14 protein-coding genes and 2 riboswitches are annotated in these 14,345 nt (G+C 63.7%); of the genes, 4 read left to right on the forward strand and 10 right to left on the reverse strand.

The window, feature by feature from the left end:
• Position 1: 1 nt before the first annotated feature.
• Positions 2 to 1,033: a cobalamin biosynthesis protein CobW gene (cobW, locus tag Q0601_RS06785; protein WP_305288494.1), complete on the reverse strand. Its 1,032-nt coding sequence runs from the start codon at positions 1,031 to 1,033 to the stop codon at positions 2 to 4.
• 2 nt (positions 1,034 to 1,035) lie between these two features.
• Positions 1,036 to 1,398, reverse strand: a complete 363-nt coding sequence (locus tag Q0601_RS06790) for a DUF1636 domain-containing protein (RefSeq protein WP_305288496.1) — start codon at positions 1,396 to 1,398, stop codon at positions 1,036 to 1,038.
• Positions 1,399 to 1,516: 118 nt separating this feature from the next.
• A riboswitch (cobalamin riboswitch) is annotated at positions 1,517 to 1,728 on the reverse strand.
• Positions 1,729 to 1,924: 196 nt separating this feature from the next.
• Positions 1,925 to 2,136: riboswitch (cobalamin riboswitch) on the forward strand.
• A gap of 154 nt (positions 2,137 to 2,290) precedes the next feature.
• Between Q0601_RS06790 and Q0601_RS06795 the strand changes: the two genes are divergently transcribed.
• Genes Q0601_RS06795 through Q0601_RS06810 form a run of 4 tightly spaced genes read left to right on the forward strand, consistent with a single transcriptional unit; the run spans position 2,291 to position 5,563 of the window.
• Positions 2,291 to 3,298, forward strand: a complete 1,008-nt coding sequence (locus tag Q0601_RS06795; RefSeq protein ID WP_305288498.1) for an ABC transporter substrate-binding protein — start codon at positions 2,291 to 2,293, stop codon at positions 3,296 to 3,298.
• On the forward strand, positions 3,295 to 4,359 hold the full coding sequence (locus Q0601_RS06800) for a FecCD family ABC transporter permease (RefSeq protein WP_305288499.1): 1,065 nt from the start codon (positions 3,295 to 3,297) through the stop codon (positions 4,357 to 4,359). The genes Q0601_RS06795 and Q0601_RS06800 overlap by 4 nt, the downstream gene beginning before the upstream one ends.
• Positions 4,356 to 5,141 (forward strand): ABC transporter ATP-binding protein, encoded by a 786-nt coding sequence (locus tag Q0601_RS06805; RefSeq protein ID WP_305288501.1) that lies wholly within the window; start codon positions 4,356 to 4,358, stop codon positions 5,139 to 5,141. The genes Q0601_RS06800 and Q0601_RS06805 overlap by 4 nt, the downstream gene beginning before the upstream one ends.
• Complete coding sequence (locus Q0601_RS06810; protein WP_305288502.1) at positions 5,129 to 5,563, forward strand: pseudoazurin; 435 nt, start codon at positions 5,129 to 5,131, stop codon at positions 5,561 to 5,563. Before Q0601_RS06805 ends, Q0601_RS06810 begins: the two co-directional genes overlap by 13 nt.
• Positions 5,564 to 5,642: 79 nt before the next feature.
• On the opposite strand, the gene Q0601_RS06815 is transcribed toward Q0601_RS06810, so the two are convergent.
• The 8 genes from Q0601_RS06815 to Q0601_RS06850 all read right to left on the reverse strand — a co-directional run bounded on the left by Q0601_RS06815 (position 5,643) and on the right by Q0601_RS06850 (position 14,339).
• Entirely contained in the window at positions 5,643 to 6,206 is a 564-nt protein-coding gene (locus tag Q0601_RS06815) for a 2'-5' RNA ligase family protein (protein ID WP_305288504.1), read from the reverse strand.
• Positions 6,207 to 6,298: 92 nt separating this feature from the next.
• On the reverse strand, positions 6,299 to 6,847 hold the full coding sequence (locus Q0601_RS06820; RefSeq protein WP_305288506.1) for a carboxymuconolactone decarboxylase family protein: 549 nt from the start codon (positions 6,845 to 6,847) through the stop codon (positions 6,299 to 6,301).
• A 12-nt stretch (positions 6,848 to 6,859) separates the two neighbouring features.
• Complete coding sequence (locus Q0601_RS06825) at positions 6,860 to 7,720, reverse strand: carbon-nitrogen hydrolase family protein (RefSeq protein WP_305288508.1); 861 nt, start codon at positions 7,718 to 7,720, stop codon at positions 6,860 to 6,862.
• Positions 7,717 to 9,399: an ABC transporter ATP-binding protein gene (locus tag Q0601_RS06830; protein WP_305288768.1), complete on the reverse strand. Its 1,683-nt coding sequence runs from the start codon at positions 9,397 to 9,399 to the stop codon at positions 7,717 to 7,719. The genes Q0601_RS06825 and Q0601_RS06830 overlap by 4 nt, the downstream gene beginning before the upstream one ends.
• Positions 9,399 to 10,262, reverse strand: coding sequence for an ABC transporter permease (locus tag Q0601_RS06835; RefSeq protein ID WP_305288510.1), 864 nt, complete (start codon positions 10,260 to 10,262; stop codon positions 9,399 to 9,401). Before Q0601_RS06835 ends, Q0601_RS06830 begins: the two co-directional genes overlap by 1 nt.
• Positions 10,259 to 11,203, reverse strand: a complete 945-nt coding sequence (locus Q0601_RS06840) for an ABC transporter permease (RefSeq protein ID WP_305288512.1) — start codon at positions 11,201 to 11,203, stop codon at positions 10,259 to 10,261. Before Q0601_RS06840 ends, Q0601_RS06835 begins: the two co-directional genes overlap by 4 nt.
• Before the next feature lie 47 nt (positions 11,204 to 11,250).
• Positions 11,251 to 12,840: an ABC transporter substrate-binding protein gene (locus tag Q0601_RS06845; protein ID WP_305288515.1), complete on the reverse strand. Its 1,590-nt coding sequence runs from the start codon at positions 12,838 to 12,840 to the stop codon at positions 11,251 to 11,253.
• Complete coding sequence (locus Q0601_RS06850; RefSeq protein ID WP_305288517.1) at positions 12,840 to 14,339, reverse strand: M81 family metallopeptidase; 1,500 nt, start codon at positions 14,337 to 14,339, stop codon at positions 12,840 to 12,842. Before Q0601_RS06850 ends, Q0601_RS06845 begins: the two co-directional genes overlap by 1 nt.
• Positions 14,340 to 14,345: the final 6 nt, after the last annotated feature.

The raw sequence follows: 14,345 nt of genomic DNA on the forward strand, positions 1-14,345 counted from the left end.
TTCAGGCCAGTGCCCGCTCGACGGCGATGCGGTCAATATCGCCCTTTTCAGCGATCACCACCAGCCGGCTTTGCCGGGTCTGGCTGCCCCATGGCCGGTCGAACTGATGCCGGACGCGAGGGCCCACGGCCTGCACCAGCAGGCGCATCGGCTTGCCTTCGACCGCGACATGCCCCTTGACGCGCAGGATGTTCCGGGCGCTTGCCAGCGCCTCGATCCTTGCGGCAAGCGCCTCGGGGTCGCTTTGTTCGGGCAGGTCGACCACGATCGTATCGAAATCGTCATGGTCGTGATCCTCGAACCCGTCATGATGCGATGGCCGCGCGTCAAGGCTGTCCTCGGCCGCAGCGCCCAGACCCAGCACCACACGGGCATCGATCTCGCCTTCCGTCAGTGCCAGGACCGGCAGGGGGCGCGGGGCCTCGGCCGCGATAATCGCGCGGGCCTTTGCCACGCCCTCCTCGCCGGCAAGATCGGGTTTGGACAACAGCACCAGATCGGCACAGGCGATCTGATCCTCGAACACTTCGGACAGTGGCGTTTCGTGATCGGCATCCGTGCCGTCGCCCGTATCGGTATTGCCGGGCCGTGCCGGATCGGGGGCGAAACGGCCCAGCGCCACCGCCTCGGCATCGGCCACCGTGATCACCCCGTCAATGGTGATGCGCGAGCGCAGATCGGGCCAGTCGAACGCCTTGAGCAACGGCTTGGGAAGCGCCAGCCCCGAGGTCTCGATGACGATATGGTCCGGGCGCGGCTCCATCGCCATCAGCCGTTCGATCGAGGGGATGAATTCATCGGCGACGGTACAGCAGATGCAGCCATTGGTCAGTTCGAGGATATTCGCCTCGGGACAGTTCGCATCGGCGCATTCGCGGATCAGATCGCCATCGACGCCGACATCGCCGAATTCATTCACCAGAACCGCAAGACGCCGTCCGTCCGGGTTGCGCAGCAATTGACGTATCAGCGTGGTCTTGCCGGCGCCAAGAAAGCCGGTGATGACGGTGACGGGGGTTTTTTCCAGAGACATGATCAGACCTCGAATGGGGGGATGCGTGCAATGGTGTTCTTGCGGATGACCTCGGGGCGTTCGCGCCACGGCACGATCCCGTCATCCGTTGCGCCATAGGCGCGGTACATCTTGATCAGATCGGCAAGGTTGCTGTCGGGATCCAGCCCGCCCTGCACATAGGTCCAGAGTCCGGCTCCGCGCAGCACCACGGCACAGCCGCGCGTGCAGGCGGACAGGCATTCCTGCCGCCGATGCGCGATCCCGGCAGCCGACAGCGCATCCGACAGGCGTTGCCCGTCGCGTTGGGTCAGGGGGGCGGCCTGCGGATCGGCCCCCGGAAAACGGCAGGTGGTACAGACCACCAGTTCGAATGTCTCAGCCACGCGGCCCCTCCGGCCTGATCGTTTCTCGGGCGGCGGGATGGATCGGCCGGACTTCTCTGGCGGGGCCAGAAAGGTTCAGGACGACGACACACCCCGGTCGCACAGTTCATGGCGGTCCCTTGCGGAACCGATGCTGGCAGGTCTCCCGGCTTGCGGATGTCAGAGGAACTGGCCTCTGGCGGGTGCCCTGCCTTCCCGGCGCATCTGCGCCAGTGGCGGTGGGCAACCTCTCCGGTCACGGTCGCGGGGGCGGCTGCGCTTGGGCCTGGCGGCTTGTCGCATTCCCTCTTCGCCTGCCCTGAGGCAGGAACCAGCGATGGCAGAAGCCAAGCCACGGACCGGGCCCAAAGTCAAGCAAAGTTACGATGGGTGAACGCCACACAATGGCGGGCCAGACCCTTTGGCGCGCCGAAAAGCAGATGGAAATCAAGGCTCAACATGCCGAACAAAGGATGAGACCGGCTTTCCGCCGATCCCGTTCACGCAGCCGGAACCGTCACGGCGCTTGACTGCCTTCACCGTCTCGGGCATTCCACTTGCGATGGTTCCCGGGATGGCCAGGCCGACCGGGTGAAAAGGGAACGCGGTGAGGTGCTGCCAAACGGCGCCGATTCCGCGACTGCCCCCGCAACTGTAAGCGGAGAGCGTGCCCCGACAGCCACTGGCGCAGATGCGCCGGGAAGGCGGGACACGCGGCGACCCGCGAGTCAGGAGACCTGCCATCTTCACGTCAACCAACCCGGGCGGGGTGCCCCGGAAGGAGGAGCGATGACTGGATACAGTTCCTGGCGGAAGCCAACCGTCGACCTGTCCCTGCCGGCAGAAGCGCCGTCTTGCCTTGGTTTTACGCGACCTTCCCACCCTGTCCTTCACATTCAGGAAGGACATCAGCATGAACCTGACTACCGTTTCGATCGCCGCGATGGGCATATTGATGGCAGTTGCGGCATCGGCCGCCCCGACCGAATATCCGCTGACCATCGATAATTGCGGCCACGAAATCCGGTTCGACGGACCGCCCGAGAATGTCGTCTCGATCGGACAGGCCGCAACCGAGGTTCTTTACGCGCTGGGCGCCGAGGATCGCATGGCGGGCACATCGCTGTGGTTCAACGAGGTTCTGCCACGTTTCGCCAAGGCCGATGCCGGGGTCGAGCGGATCGCCGACAACATGCCCAGCTTCGAGGCGGTGGTGAACAAGCGTCCGGGTTTCGTGCCCACCATGTTCGAATGGATGATCGGCACGCAAGGCGTCGTCGGCACGCGCGAGCAATTTGCCGATCTGGGCATTCCCACCTATGTCATGCCGCCCGATTGCGAGGGCAAGGACAACCTTGTCGGCGCGGATGGCACGCGCCTTGCGCCATTCGACATCGCGACGGTCTATAAAAGCGTCGATCAGATGGCCGCGATCATGGACAGGCAGGATCGCGGAGCGGAACTGGTCGCCGAATTGAAGGCGCGCGAGGCTGATGCGGTCAAACGTGCCGCGGCGCTCGGGTTGCCTGATGCCTCGGCGGTGGTCTGGTTTTCCTCTGCCGATCTCGAGCTTGATCCCTATGTCGCCGGCCGCAAGGGCATTCCGGCATGGATGCTGGACGCACTGGGCCTGCGCAACGTGATCGAATCCGATGAGGAATGGCCGACTGTGGGCTGGGAAAGCATCGCCAGGGCGGATCCGTCGGTGATCGTGATTGCCCGTATGGATCGCCGCCGTTTTCCGGCCGACGATCACGAAAAAAAGCTGGAATTCCTTAAATCCGATCCGGTCACCAGCCAGATGACCGCAGTGAAAGAGGACCGTATCGTGATCCTCGACGCCGAGGCCATGCATGCCTCGATCCGGCTGATCGACGGTCTGGAAACGCTGACCAAGGCGATGGAGGCGTTGCCGCGATGACTCTGGCCCTGATCGGCACCCGGCCCCGGCGTCGCGGCCTGCGGGCGTTTCACGGAATCTGGATCGCCCTGATCCTGATCGCCGCGCCGCTGGCAGGGATTTGCATCGGCGAGACGCGGATCCCGGTCAGCACGGTTTTGCAGGTGATGGCCAACCGGTTCTGGGATGCGGGTTATGTGCTGGACCCGATAGATGAGGGCATCATCTGGTCCTACAGGCTGCCCCGCGCCCTTGTCGCCGGCGGATGCGGCACCGCATTGGCGGTTTGCGGGGTGATCCTGCAATCGCTGCTGCGGAACGCGCTGGCCGATCCCTATCTGCTGGGTATCTCTGCCGGTGCGTCGACCGGCGCGGTTCTGATCGCGGTCGTCGGTGTCGGAGCGGCAGCCGTGCCGATGTCGGCGGGTGCGCTTGGCGGCGCTTTGCTGGCCTTTGGCCTTGTCGCCCTTCTGGCACGCATGGCTGGCGGCGGAACGGGATTGCGCGGCGCCGGGCAGATCATTCTGGCGGGCATTGCCGGATCGCAGCTGTTCAACGCCATGACCTCGTTCCTGATCGCCCGGTCCGCCAATGCCGAACAGGCGCGCGGGATCATGTATTGGCTTCTGGGCAATCTGTCCGGGGTTCGCTGGGACGATGTCTGGCTGGCGCTTGCCGCCGCGATGCTGCTGCTGATCGTCGCGTTCTGGCATATGCGGGCACTCGACGCCTTTACCTTCGGGGCGGAATCCGCGGCTTCGCTTGGGGTCCCGGTCAGGCAGGTGCAGGTGGTGCTGATCCTCGTCTCGGCGATGGCGACTGCGGTCATGGTATCGATCACCGGCTCGATCGGCTTCGTGGGGCTGGTCGTTCCCCATGCCGCGCGGTTTCTGGTCGGGGTGCGCCATGCCCTGCTGGTTCCCGCTTCGGCACTGATCGGCATGGTTTTCCTGATCGCCGCAGATATCATGTCCCGGATCATGATTCCCGGGCAAACCTTGCCCATCGGCGTCGTTACCGCCCTTGTCGGGGCGCCGGTTTTCGCGGTAATCCTGATCCGCGCAAGGACCGTATCGCGATGATCCGCGCCACCGATCTGAGTTGGCGCGCGGGTGGCAAGGCGATATTGCACGGGACCAGCCTGACCGTCGCCAAGGGTGAGGTTCTGGGGCTGATCGGTCCCAACGGCTCGGGAAAATCCACGCTGCTGCGGCTGCTTGCGGGGCTGTTGAAACCGTCTTCCGGCCATCTTGAACTGGCCGGAAGACCGCTGGACCGAATGCGCCAGCGCGATATCGCCCGCCTGCTGGCTTTCGTGGCGCAGCAGGCCGAGACCTCGGACCGGATTTCGGTTCGCGACGCGGTCGAGCTGGGCCGCACGCCCTGGCTGGACGCACTGCGCCCCTGGTCGGAAGAGGACGACCGGCATGTCGCGCATGCGCTGGCGCGTGTCGGCATGCAGGGGTTCGAGACCCGCGACTGGATCACCCTGTCGGGAGGCGAGCGGCAGCGCGTCCATATCGCCCGTGCGCTGGCCCAATGCCCCAAGGTCATGCTGCTGGACGAACCGACCAACCATCTTGATATCCATCACCAGCTTTCGATCATGCAACTGGTCCTGGACCTGAAACTGACAACGGTGATTGCGCTGCATGATCTTAATCAGGCGATGATCTGCGACAGGTTGGGGGTCATGCATCATGGCAGGCTGATCGCGTTTGGCCCTCCTGCCGGGATCCTCACCCCCGAATTGCTGGAGCGGGTCTTTGCCGTCCGCGTCACCGAACTGACCGACCCTTCGGACGGGTCGAGGATCATGCGTTTTCTGCCCTTAAACCGAAAGGAAACCATATGCGCTTTCTGACATTCATCGCGCTCTTGCTTGCACATCCTGCGGCGGCCGAGGTTTTCGAAGTCAGGATGCTGAACCGGAATCACACCGGCGGCATGGTATTCGAACCCGACTATCTGGAACTGAGGCCCGGCGACCGGATCAAATTCCTGGCAACCCATCCGTCTCATAACGCCGCCTCGATGCCGGAAATGCTGCCGGAGGATGCGCAGCCCTTCAAAGGCCAGATCAACGAAGAGATCGAAGTCGAATTCACCGAACCCGGCTTCTATGGCATCAAATGCATTCCGCATTACACCATGGGCATGGTGATGCTGGTACAGGTGGGTGAACAGCCCGCTTCCTCGGCAGAGATCCCGGCTGATCTTCCCGATCATGTCATCGAACGCCTTACCCGGATCGTGGACCGCGCCCAAACCGGAAACGGCATCTAGACCAGCCCTTGCGCGGGCTGCCATTTGAAGCAGGCAGGGAAGATGCCGTGATCATTGGCAATCCGTAACCCGGCCCCGGTCAGCCCCCAGAGCCGAGACGCCATCTTGCCAGATGGATATGCCGCCCTTCTCCCTGCACGCTGTCGATCAGAGCGATATCCCGAATGCGCCACCCGAGAGGAGCGGGCAAAAGGCGTTCCCCATCGAAACCTGCGCCATAGGCAAGCGTGACATGAGGCGTAACCCTGCCCGGTTTCGGGAATTTCGGGAATGTTCCGGTCAGGGCGCGGCCGACCGTCCGGGCAAGCCGATCCACAAGGATATCCGTTTCCGGCGTTCTTAGCACGATCGGCCGCTTTTTCTTTGCCCTGAAGGTCATAATCCGGTCGAAAGTGATATCGAATGACGGAAAGCTGAACCCGGCAAGGGCTCCGCTCAGGGCGCGGACCAGTCCCGGGTCGATCGCGTCGTCCCTGATGACCGGCAATATGGTCATGTGAAGCGTCTTGTCGCGCAGCCTGTCGCCGGTGCCGACAAGCGGCCATATCTTCTGAACATGCCTGATGAAAGGCGGCGGCGGAACCGCGGCAAAGAAAAGGATGTGCCGGGGCCGGGGCCAGTCGGAAATCCTGTATCCGCCCATGATTGCAACCTCCTTGCAGTTGATGTTGCATCATAGAACAAAAATAGAACATTTTAAAGAGACCGGCAAGAAACCCGGCGGCGGAAACCGTTTCAGGTCGTCGGATCCGATAACGGACGACCGGCCAGCTCTGCCGTTACGGCATCGTCGACCGGCGTGTCGTAAGTCATCAGAAGATAGCCCAGAACCGAATAGAAGCCGACGGTTGCGATCAGGTCAAATACGCCGTCGCGCCCTAATATTGCTGCCAGATCCGCCTCCAGCGCTTCGGGCAGACGCCGCTGGTCGAACAGGGCGTCAACCGCCCGGGCGATCAATCCGTCCTCGCCGGCCGGCGCGCCGCGCATGGCAAGGATGCGATCATCCGACATGCCAAGTGCGCGGGCGCGGCTGACGTGATGGGCCCATTCATAGGCCGAACCCATGCGGCAGGCCGCACGAAGGATCACCAGTTCCGAGCGAATCGCCCCCAGGGCGCTGTCCTTGACGACATGCTGCCGCAGCGGCGCCCAGGCCCGCAGCAAGGCCGGATGATGCGCCATGGTGCGATAGACGTTCAACGCCCCGGCAAAACCCTTGCGCAGATCGAGAATCTCGGCGGGCCAGTCGGCATCCGAAAGCGGTGGGCAGGAAGAGGTCATGAAAGACTCCGGTCAGGGAAAGTATTTCGCATAGATCTCGGGCGCGCGATCGGCCCAGATGCCTGTAAAGCCGCGATAACGGGCAATCTGCGACAGGTCGATCTTGACGCGCAGAACGTCTTCGTGGTCGTGATCCAGCGCGCCAAGCACGGTGCCATCGGGCGCCAACGCGCAGGAACGCCCGAAAAAGCGTTGCCCGCCGGTACTGCCGCTGCGATTGCAGCTAAGGAAGAAAACGCCGTTCTCGACTGCGCGCGTATAGGCGCGGTGCAGGAAAAGCGCCTCATCGGCGACGGGGGCATCCTCGGCGCCGAAAGAGGCCCAGACCGAGGTCACGATCCCTGCCCCCTGCATTGCGAGAATGCGGGTAATCTCGGGAAAGCGGATGTCGTAGCAGATCTGCATGCCCAGCCGCGTCTCGCCAAAGGCAAAGCTGTCGATCCGGTCGCCACGGGTGAAATACAGCTTCTCATTCTGCCACTGGTGGATCTTGGCATAGCAGCCCAAAACCCCCTGCGGCCCGATCAGCACCGAGCAGTTGCGCATCACCCCCTCGCGCAGCGGATCGCGCAGGCCCATGCCGATGACGATATGGCAGCCGTGCCGCTGCGCCGCCTCGGCCAGCGCGGCAATCTCGGGGCCGTCGGGCGTGGCGCAGGCGCGGTGCAGCGCGGCGGCGTAATCGGCCGGGGGCAGCGTCATCGCACCGCCGGGAACCAGCGGTTCGACATAGCCGGTATTGGCGAGTTCGGGAAACAGAACAAGCCCCGCGCCACGGCTTGACTCGGCGGCGATATGGTCGTGGATGCGACGCAGGTTCAGGGCCGGGTCCAGCGGCGCTACATCCATCTGGATCAGACTCGCATTGATCATATCGCGGCCCCCGCCGGTTGTGCCAGCCGGTTGCCGGACGCGAAATCCCAGTCGCGGCCGGGGGCAGCGGCGATCAATGCGCGGGTATAATCATGGCGCGGACGGGCCAGCACTTCAGCCGCCGGACCCTGCTCGACCACCGAGCCGCGGCGCATCACCATCACCTCGTCGCAGATCTGGGCTGCCACGCGCAGGTCATGGGTAATGAACAGGATCGCCAGATTACGGCGCGCCTGCAATTCGGCCAGAAGATCCAGCACCTGCGCCTGAACCGAAACGTCCAGCGCCGAGACCGCCTCGTCGGCGATAATCACCTCGGGATCCATCATCAATGCCCGCGCGATCGCGATACGCTGGCGTTGCCCGCCCGAGAACTGATGCGGAAAGCGTTGCAGGCTAGCGCGCGGCAGGCCGACCACCTCGAGCAGCTCGCCTGCCCGTTCCAGCGCCGCTGCGCGGTTTTCACCCAGATTAAGCGGCCCCTCGATCAGACTTTCGGCAATGCGCAGCCGCGGGTTCAACGATCGGTTGGGATCCTGAAACACCATCTGGACGTTGCGCCGCGCAGGCGCCAATGCCCGAGCGCCGCGCAACCGGGCGATATCATTCCCGTCGATCAGGATTTCCCCGCCGGTCGGATCCTCCAGCCGCAGGACACAGCGCGCAACGGTGGACTTGCCCGAGCCGCTTTCGCCCACGATACCCAGGGTGCGGCCCCGCGACAGGCGGAAATTCACAGCGTTCACCGCATGGACGCGATGCGGCGTCCGGCCAAGCAGCCTGGCGGGCAGCGAGCCGATCTCGAATATCTTGTCAAGCGACCGGACCTCGATCACCGTCGGCCCGCCATCTCCGCTTCGCGCCTCTCGTGGCACCAGCGAGGGCACGGCGCGCAGCAACGCCTGCGTATAGGGCTGGGCCGGACGGCTCAGCACCTGATCGACGGTCCCGGTCTCGACCATCTCGCCGTGCCGCATGACGCAGACCCGGTCGGCGATATCGGCGACGACCCCCATATCATGGGTGATGAACAATACCGCGGTGTTCTGCTGTTCCTGCAATTCGCGGATCAGGGTCAGGATCTGTTTTTGCGTGGTCACGTCAAGCGCGGTTGTCGGCTCGTCGGCGATAAGCAACTTTGGCTTCAACGCCAGCGCCATGGCGATCATCACCCGCTGCCGCTGACCTCCGGAAAGCTGGTGCGGATAGCTGTCATAGATACGCGGTGGATCGGGCAGATGCACCGAGGCGAAAACCTCCAGCGCCGCCTGCCGCCGCTCGGCCGGGCGCATCCGGCGATGGGCGCGATAGACCTCATCCATCTGCAACCCGATCTTCAGCACCGGGTTCAGTGCCGTCATCGGTTCCTGAAAGATCATCGCCATATCCGCGCCGCGCAGCTTCTTGGTCCGCTCGGGCGTGGCGGTCAGGATATCCTCGCCATTCAGCAGAACGGAACCGCCGGTGGCCTTCAACTCTCCCTGCGGCAACAGATCCATCGTCACCAGCGAGGTGACGGATTTGCCCGACCCGGATTCGCCGACAAGGCAAACCGTCTCGCCCGGTGCGATGTCGAAGCCGATGCCCTTCAGGATTTCGGCCGGACGGCGGCCGCAGGTCGCGACGCGCAGATCGCGGATCGACAGCACCGGCGCGTCGGCCGTCACATGGTCGCCCATCACTCGTCCCTCCCTTTCATCTTCGGATCCAGACGGTCGCGCAGCGCATCGCCCAGAAGATTGATCGACAGGATGCATAGCGACAGCACGATGGCGGGCCAGAACACCAGCCAGGGCCGCATGGCGAAGTAAAGCCGCCCCTCGGCCATGATATTGCCCCAGGTCGGGATCTCGGTTCCGATGCCCACGCCAAGAAAGGACAGCGCCGCCTCGGTCAGAATGGCAGAGGCATAGATATAGGTCGCCTGCACGATCAAAGGCGCGACGGTCGCGGGCAGCAGGTGGCGCGTGATAAGCCGTGGCGCGGGCGTGCCCAGCAATTGCGCCGCTTCCACATAGGATTCGGCCCGCGCCGCCAGCACGCGCGAACGGACCAGCCGCACCACTTGCGGGATCTCGGGCAGCATGATGGCGATGATCACCGTCACCAGCCCGGCCTTGGTCAGGGCGACGATGGCGATGGCCAGCAGGATGCCGGGAATCGCCATCATGCCATCCATCACCCGCATGATCACGGCGTCGAAGCCGCGGAACCAGCCTGCAAGCAATCCCAGCGGCAGGCCGATCACGATCGCACCGGCAGCAACCCCTGCACCAACCAGCAGCGAGACCCGCGCACCATAGACGATGCGCGAATAAAGGTCGCGGCCGAAACTGTCGGTGCCCAGCCAATAGGTTTCGGAACCCGCCTGCAGCCGCATCACGGCGTTAAGCTCCGTGGGTTCAAAATTCGCTAGTTGCGGAGCGGCGACGGCCATGGCGACGATAGCCGCAAGGACCAGCAGCGACAGGACGATGGTCCAGTGCGGCAGGTTCCCGGCCAGCCGGCGATGCGGGATCTCGGGGGTCACGGGCGCTGTCATTGATAACGGATCCTTGGATCGGTCAGGGCATAGGAAAGGTCGATCAGCAGGTTGATCACGACATAGGTCCCGGCGGTCAGCAGAATGATGGTCTGAATCAGCGGGTAGTCCCGCGCCAGCACGGCATCGACGACCAGACGGCCCAGACCGGGAATGTTGAATACCGTCTCGGTCACCACCACGCCCGAAATCATCATGGCAAAGCCGGTACCCACCACGGTCAGGATCGGGATGGCGGCATTGCGCAGCGCATGGCGGAACAGAATGACCCATTCCGACAGTCCCTTGGCGCGGGCGGTGCGGATATAATCCTCGCCGAGAACCTCTAGCATCGCGGCGCGGGTCATGCGCGAGACCAGCGCGATATAGATCGACGACAGCGCCAACCCCGGCAGGAATATGCGGTGCAGGAACGGCCACAGCCCTTCCGAAAGCGGCTTGTATCCCTGCACGGGAAACCATTCCAGATGCACCGCGAAAATGCCGATCAGCACATAACCGATGACGAAAATCGGCACGGAAAAGCCCAGCACTGACAGGGACATGACCAGGCGGTCGACAAACTGTCCATGCCTGCGCGCGGCAACAACGCCCAGCGGCAGCGAGATCACCACCGTCAGGATCATCGCCACCGTCGCCAGTGCCAGCGTCGGACCGATACGCTGACCGATCATTTCGAGCACCGGCCGCCGCGAGATCAGCGAATACCCGAAATCTCCCTGCAGCATATTGCCGATCCAGGTAAAGAACTGCACCGTCAGCGGCGCGTCCAGCCCAAGACTGTCGCGGATGGCGGCGATCTGTTCCGGGCCGGCCTGATCGCCGGCAATGGCCTGCGCCGGATCGCCGGGCGTCAGCCGCAGGATCAGGAACACGATCAGGGCGATCAGGAACATGACGGGCACCGCCATAAGCAAGCGGCGCAGCAGGTAATAAAGCATGGCGACCTCTTGTGAAGCGTCAGGGCGGCAAGGACCGCCCGGACATGCTATTCGGATTTCTGCACGCCCCAGAACAGCGTGATGGGGCCGGGTTGGATCTCGCTGATCTCGTTCCGCCAGGCAGCAACCGACTGGAACTCGCCCGCATTATAGTAGAAACCCTGATCATAGGCGATCTGCTGGATTTCGGCGGCAAGACGCTTCTGTTCGTCCAGATCGGTCGCGACCAGATAATCTGCGCGCAAAGCCTCGATCTCGGGGCTGACCGGCCAGCCGGACCATGCATTATCGTCGCCCGAACCGTCCAGCAGCGCGTGAACCAGCGGATCCCAGATCCCGGTGACGCCCCAATAGGTAAACAGCATGTTCCAGCCGCCCTCGGCCACCGGCTGCCAGCCATTCTTGCGCGATTGCAGCGTCGCCCAGTCCATCGAGGCGACATCGACCGTGAAGCCTGCCTCGCGCAGCCGCTCGGCGGCGACGATCGGCTGGGTGGACAGAATGGTCAGATCGGTCGGCTGCATCATCAGCACCGGCGTTCCGTCATAGCCTGCGGATTGCAAAAGTTCCTGCGCCTTGGCCATACGCTCATCGGCGCTGCCGGCAAGATATTCCGAGCCCGCATCCGAGGCCAGCGGCACCTCGCAACCGTAATCCGACGCGCAAAGCGTGTAATATTCAGGATCGCCGACAGCAGTCTGCATCAGCTGTTCCTGATCAAGCGCATACATCGCGGCACGGCGGATATCGGCATTGTCAAAGGGCGGCAGACGGTGGTTGAAGCGCCCGGTCACCTGACTGCCCAGCGGGTTGATGGTGCCGATCTGCACCTCGTCATTCATCTGCAGAAGCGGCAGCAGGTCGATCGCGACCTGTTCGATCAGATCGACATCGCCCGATTGCAACGCATTGATCGAGGTCTGCATGTCGGGCATCGCCTGCCAGACCACCTTGTCGACATTCACCACCTTTCCCCCGGCGGTCCAGCTTGCCGGTTCGGAACGTGGCTGATAATCCTCGTTCCTGACATAGACCGCCCTGTCGCCGGGCCGGTATTCCTCGGCCACGAATCTGAACGGACCCGAGCCGGTCATCTCTTCTACCTGCTCGCCCGGGGGCGTCTCGGCCAGGCGCTTGGGCATCATGAAGGGTGGCACCGGCGAAGGTTTCGCCAACAGTTCCAGCACATGACCAAAGGGCTTGGCCAGCGTAAGCACCAGCACCTTGTCCGAGCTTGGCTCGATCGAGGCGACATATTCCATCATCTTGCGCCCGGCGGCGTCGTTATCGGCCCAGCGTTTCAGCGAGGCGACGCAATCCTCGGCCGTTACCGGGCTTCCGTCATGCCATGTCAGCCCATCGCGCAGGGTAAAGGTATAGGTCAGCCCGTCGTCGGATATCTCGTAATCCGCCATCTGCGGCTGCGGCTTGTATTCCGCATCCATGCCCAGAAGCGTGTCGAAAACCATGAAGCCATGCGTCCGCACGATCTGCGCCGTGCTCAGATGCGGGTCAAGGGTGCGCAGCGGCGCCTGCATCACCACGTTCAGCTCTGTCTCGGCCGATGCCGGACCGGCCTGAAACAGACCCGCCGCGATGGCCGCCCATCCAAGGGCGCGAAGTCCCGGAATTGTCATCATACCTCTCCTGTTTCTGGTTCTTTTGTGATTTCCGGCGATGCGCACCACGGCCAGGCGCGCGTGACGTCAAGCCGGCGATAGGGGATCAGCCGCACATCCGCGGGGCCCAGATCGGGTGTATCAACCACAAGGATGCGTTCGGCCAAAGGTTCGTAGAAGTCGCGGAAATGGGTCTTGGAGCGCAGCAGGATCACGTCGTAATCCTGCGGTTGTTCGTCAAAGATGGTGAAAGGGTCGCCATCGACCGCAAAGGCGAAATGCGAAACGACCGAGACCCTGACCCGCCCGATCTGCAACAGCGCGGTCAGTCCCAGATCGACGAAACTGCCCTGCTGATAGCGGCCCGAGACGGTAAAGGATTTTTGCCCGGTCCAGAGCACCTCGGCCCCGGTCTCGACCGGACCGCCGGTTTCCGGCGCGCTCTTGCCGCCAAGCCTGACATCGATACGCGCGCCTGCACCGGCGGCATGGGCCTGCGCGGCGGTTTCCGGATCCAGCAGGAAGGGCACCATGACCTTTCCCACATCGCGGCACAGCAACGCACGCAGCAGATGGGTGGAATCGTTCATCCGGTCGGCATGTTCCAACAGCACCACCGGCCTGCCCGTCGCCGGATGCTTGGCCAGATCGGCCATTGCCTGATCGGCCGTCATGACCGGTACAGCTTCGGACAATTCCCGCCGCAACCCGTGCAGCCGGCGCGCGAAATGCTGTGCCCGCCCTTCGGCGGCCTCATGCCCCTGCCAGTCGAGGCAGATCACCGACATGCCGGTATTGCCCGCATCGGCATAGGAAAACCCGGCCATGACCGAAATGTCGCAATCGCCCCCTGCCTCGGCGGCCCGCGCCTCGGCAATGACCATCGCCAGCGGCTGCAAAGAGGTGGCCGACATGATAGAGGGGATCACGATGCCCGGCCGCGCCACCGCAAGGCCCGGCCGCCGCCCCTCGCGGATCATGCGCAGCAGGGCGCTGGCGGCACGCTGCCCGGTCTCGCCCATGTCGATATGCGGGGAATGACGGTAAGCTACGGCAATATCGGCACCGCGCAGCATCCGCGCATCGACATTGCCGTGATAATCCAGCGCCACCGCAATGGGCAGGTCTGGCTGCGCGGCGCGCAGGCTGTCGATGATATGACGCTCGACATCCGCATGACCTTCGGTCCAGCATGCGCCGTGCAGGAACAGGACGATCCCGTCCAACCGCCCGGCAGAGGCCACGCCCTGCAACAATTCGCGCCTGTAATGCGTCACCGCCTCGTCGCTGGCGGGACCAAGCGCGCCCAGCAGCGTATGGAACAGCGGGACGAATTCCGCGCCCTCATCCTCGCAAATCGCAATGCAGCCGCCGGGTACGGTATTGGTGCCGCGAAACCGCGCCGGGATCGCAGCGCCGCGGGTGCAGACACGCTGGAACTCGGACAGTTCGACGCGCTGGGGCACGGAACTCACCGATTCGAGGTTGAACCCGGCAAAGGCGATGCGTGGCGCCATGACTGC

The organism is Paracoccus wurundjeri, assembly GCF_030678915.1.
In the GTDB taxonomy this organism is placed as follows: Bacteria; Pseudomonadota; Alphaproteobacteria; order Rhodobacterales; family Rhodobacteraceae; genus Paracoccus; species Paracoccus onubensis_A.

Bases quoted from the DNA above. Each gene is read 5' to 3' on its own strand.
- cobW (WP_305288494.1), bottom strand. From the start codon at position 1,033: ATGTCTCTGGAAAAAACCCCCGTCACCGTCATCACCGGCTTTCTTGGC.
- Q0601_RS06795 (WP_305288498.1), top strand. From the start codon at position 2,291: ATGAACCTGACTACCGTTTCGATCGCCGCGATGGGCATATTGATGGCA.
- Q0601_RS06800 (WP_305288499.1), top strand. From the start codon at position 3,295: ATGACTCTGGCCCTGATCGGCACCCGGCCCCGGCGTCGCGGCCTGCGG.
- Q0601_RS06805 (WP_305288501.1), top strand. From the start codon at position 4,356: ATGATCCGCGCCACCGATCTGAGTTGGCGCGCGGGTGGCAAGGCGATA.
- Q0601_RS06810 (WP_305288502.1), top strand. From the start codon at position 5,129: ATGCGCTTTCTGACATTCATCGCGCTCTTGCTTGCACATCCTGCGGCG.
- Q0601_RS06815 (WP_305288504.1), bottom strand. From the start codon at position 6,206: ATGGGCGGATACAGGATTTCCGACTGGCCCCGGCCCCGGCACATCCTT.
- Q0601_RS06820 (WP_305288506.1), bottom strand. From the start codon at position 6,847: ATGACCTCTTCCTGCCCACCGCTTTCGGATGCCGACTGGCCCGCCGAG.
- Q0601_RS06825 (WP_305288508.1), bottom strand. From the start codon at position 7,720: ATGATCAATGCGAGTCTGATCCAGATGGATGTAGCGCCGCTGGACCCG.
- Q0601_RS06830 (WP_305288768.1), bottom strand. From the start codon at position 9,399: ATGGGCGACCATGTGACGGCCGACGCGCCGGTGCTGTCGATCCGCGAT.
- Q0601_RS06835 (WP_305288510.1), bottom strand. From the start codon at position 10,262: ATGACAGCGCCCGTGACCCCCGAGATCCCGCATCGCCGGCTGGCCGGG.
- Q0601_RS06840 (WP_305288512.1), bottom strand. From the start codon at position 11,203: ATGCTTTATTACCTGCTGCGCCGCTTGCTTATGGCGGTGCCCGTCATG.
- Q0601_RS06845 (WP_305288515.1), bottom strand. From the start codon at position 12,840: ATGACAATTCCGGGACTTCGCGCCCTTGGATGGGCGGCCATCGCGGCG.
- Q0601_RS06850 (WP_305288517.1), bottom strand. From the start codon at position 14,339: ATGGCGCCACGCATCGCCTTTGCCGGGTTCAACCTCGAATCGGTGAGT.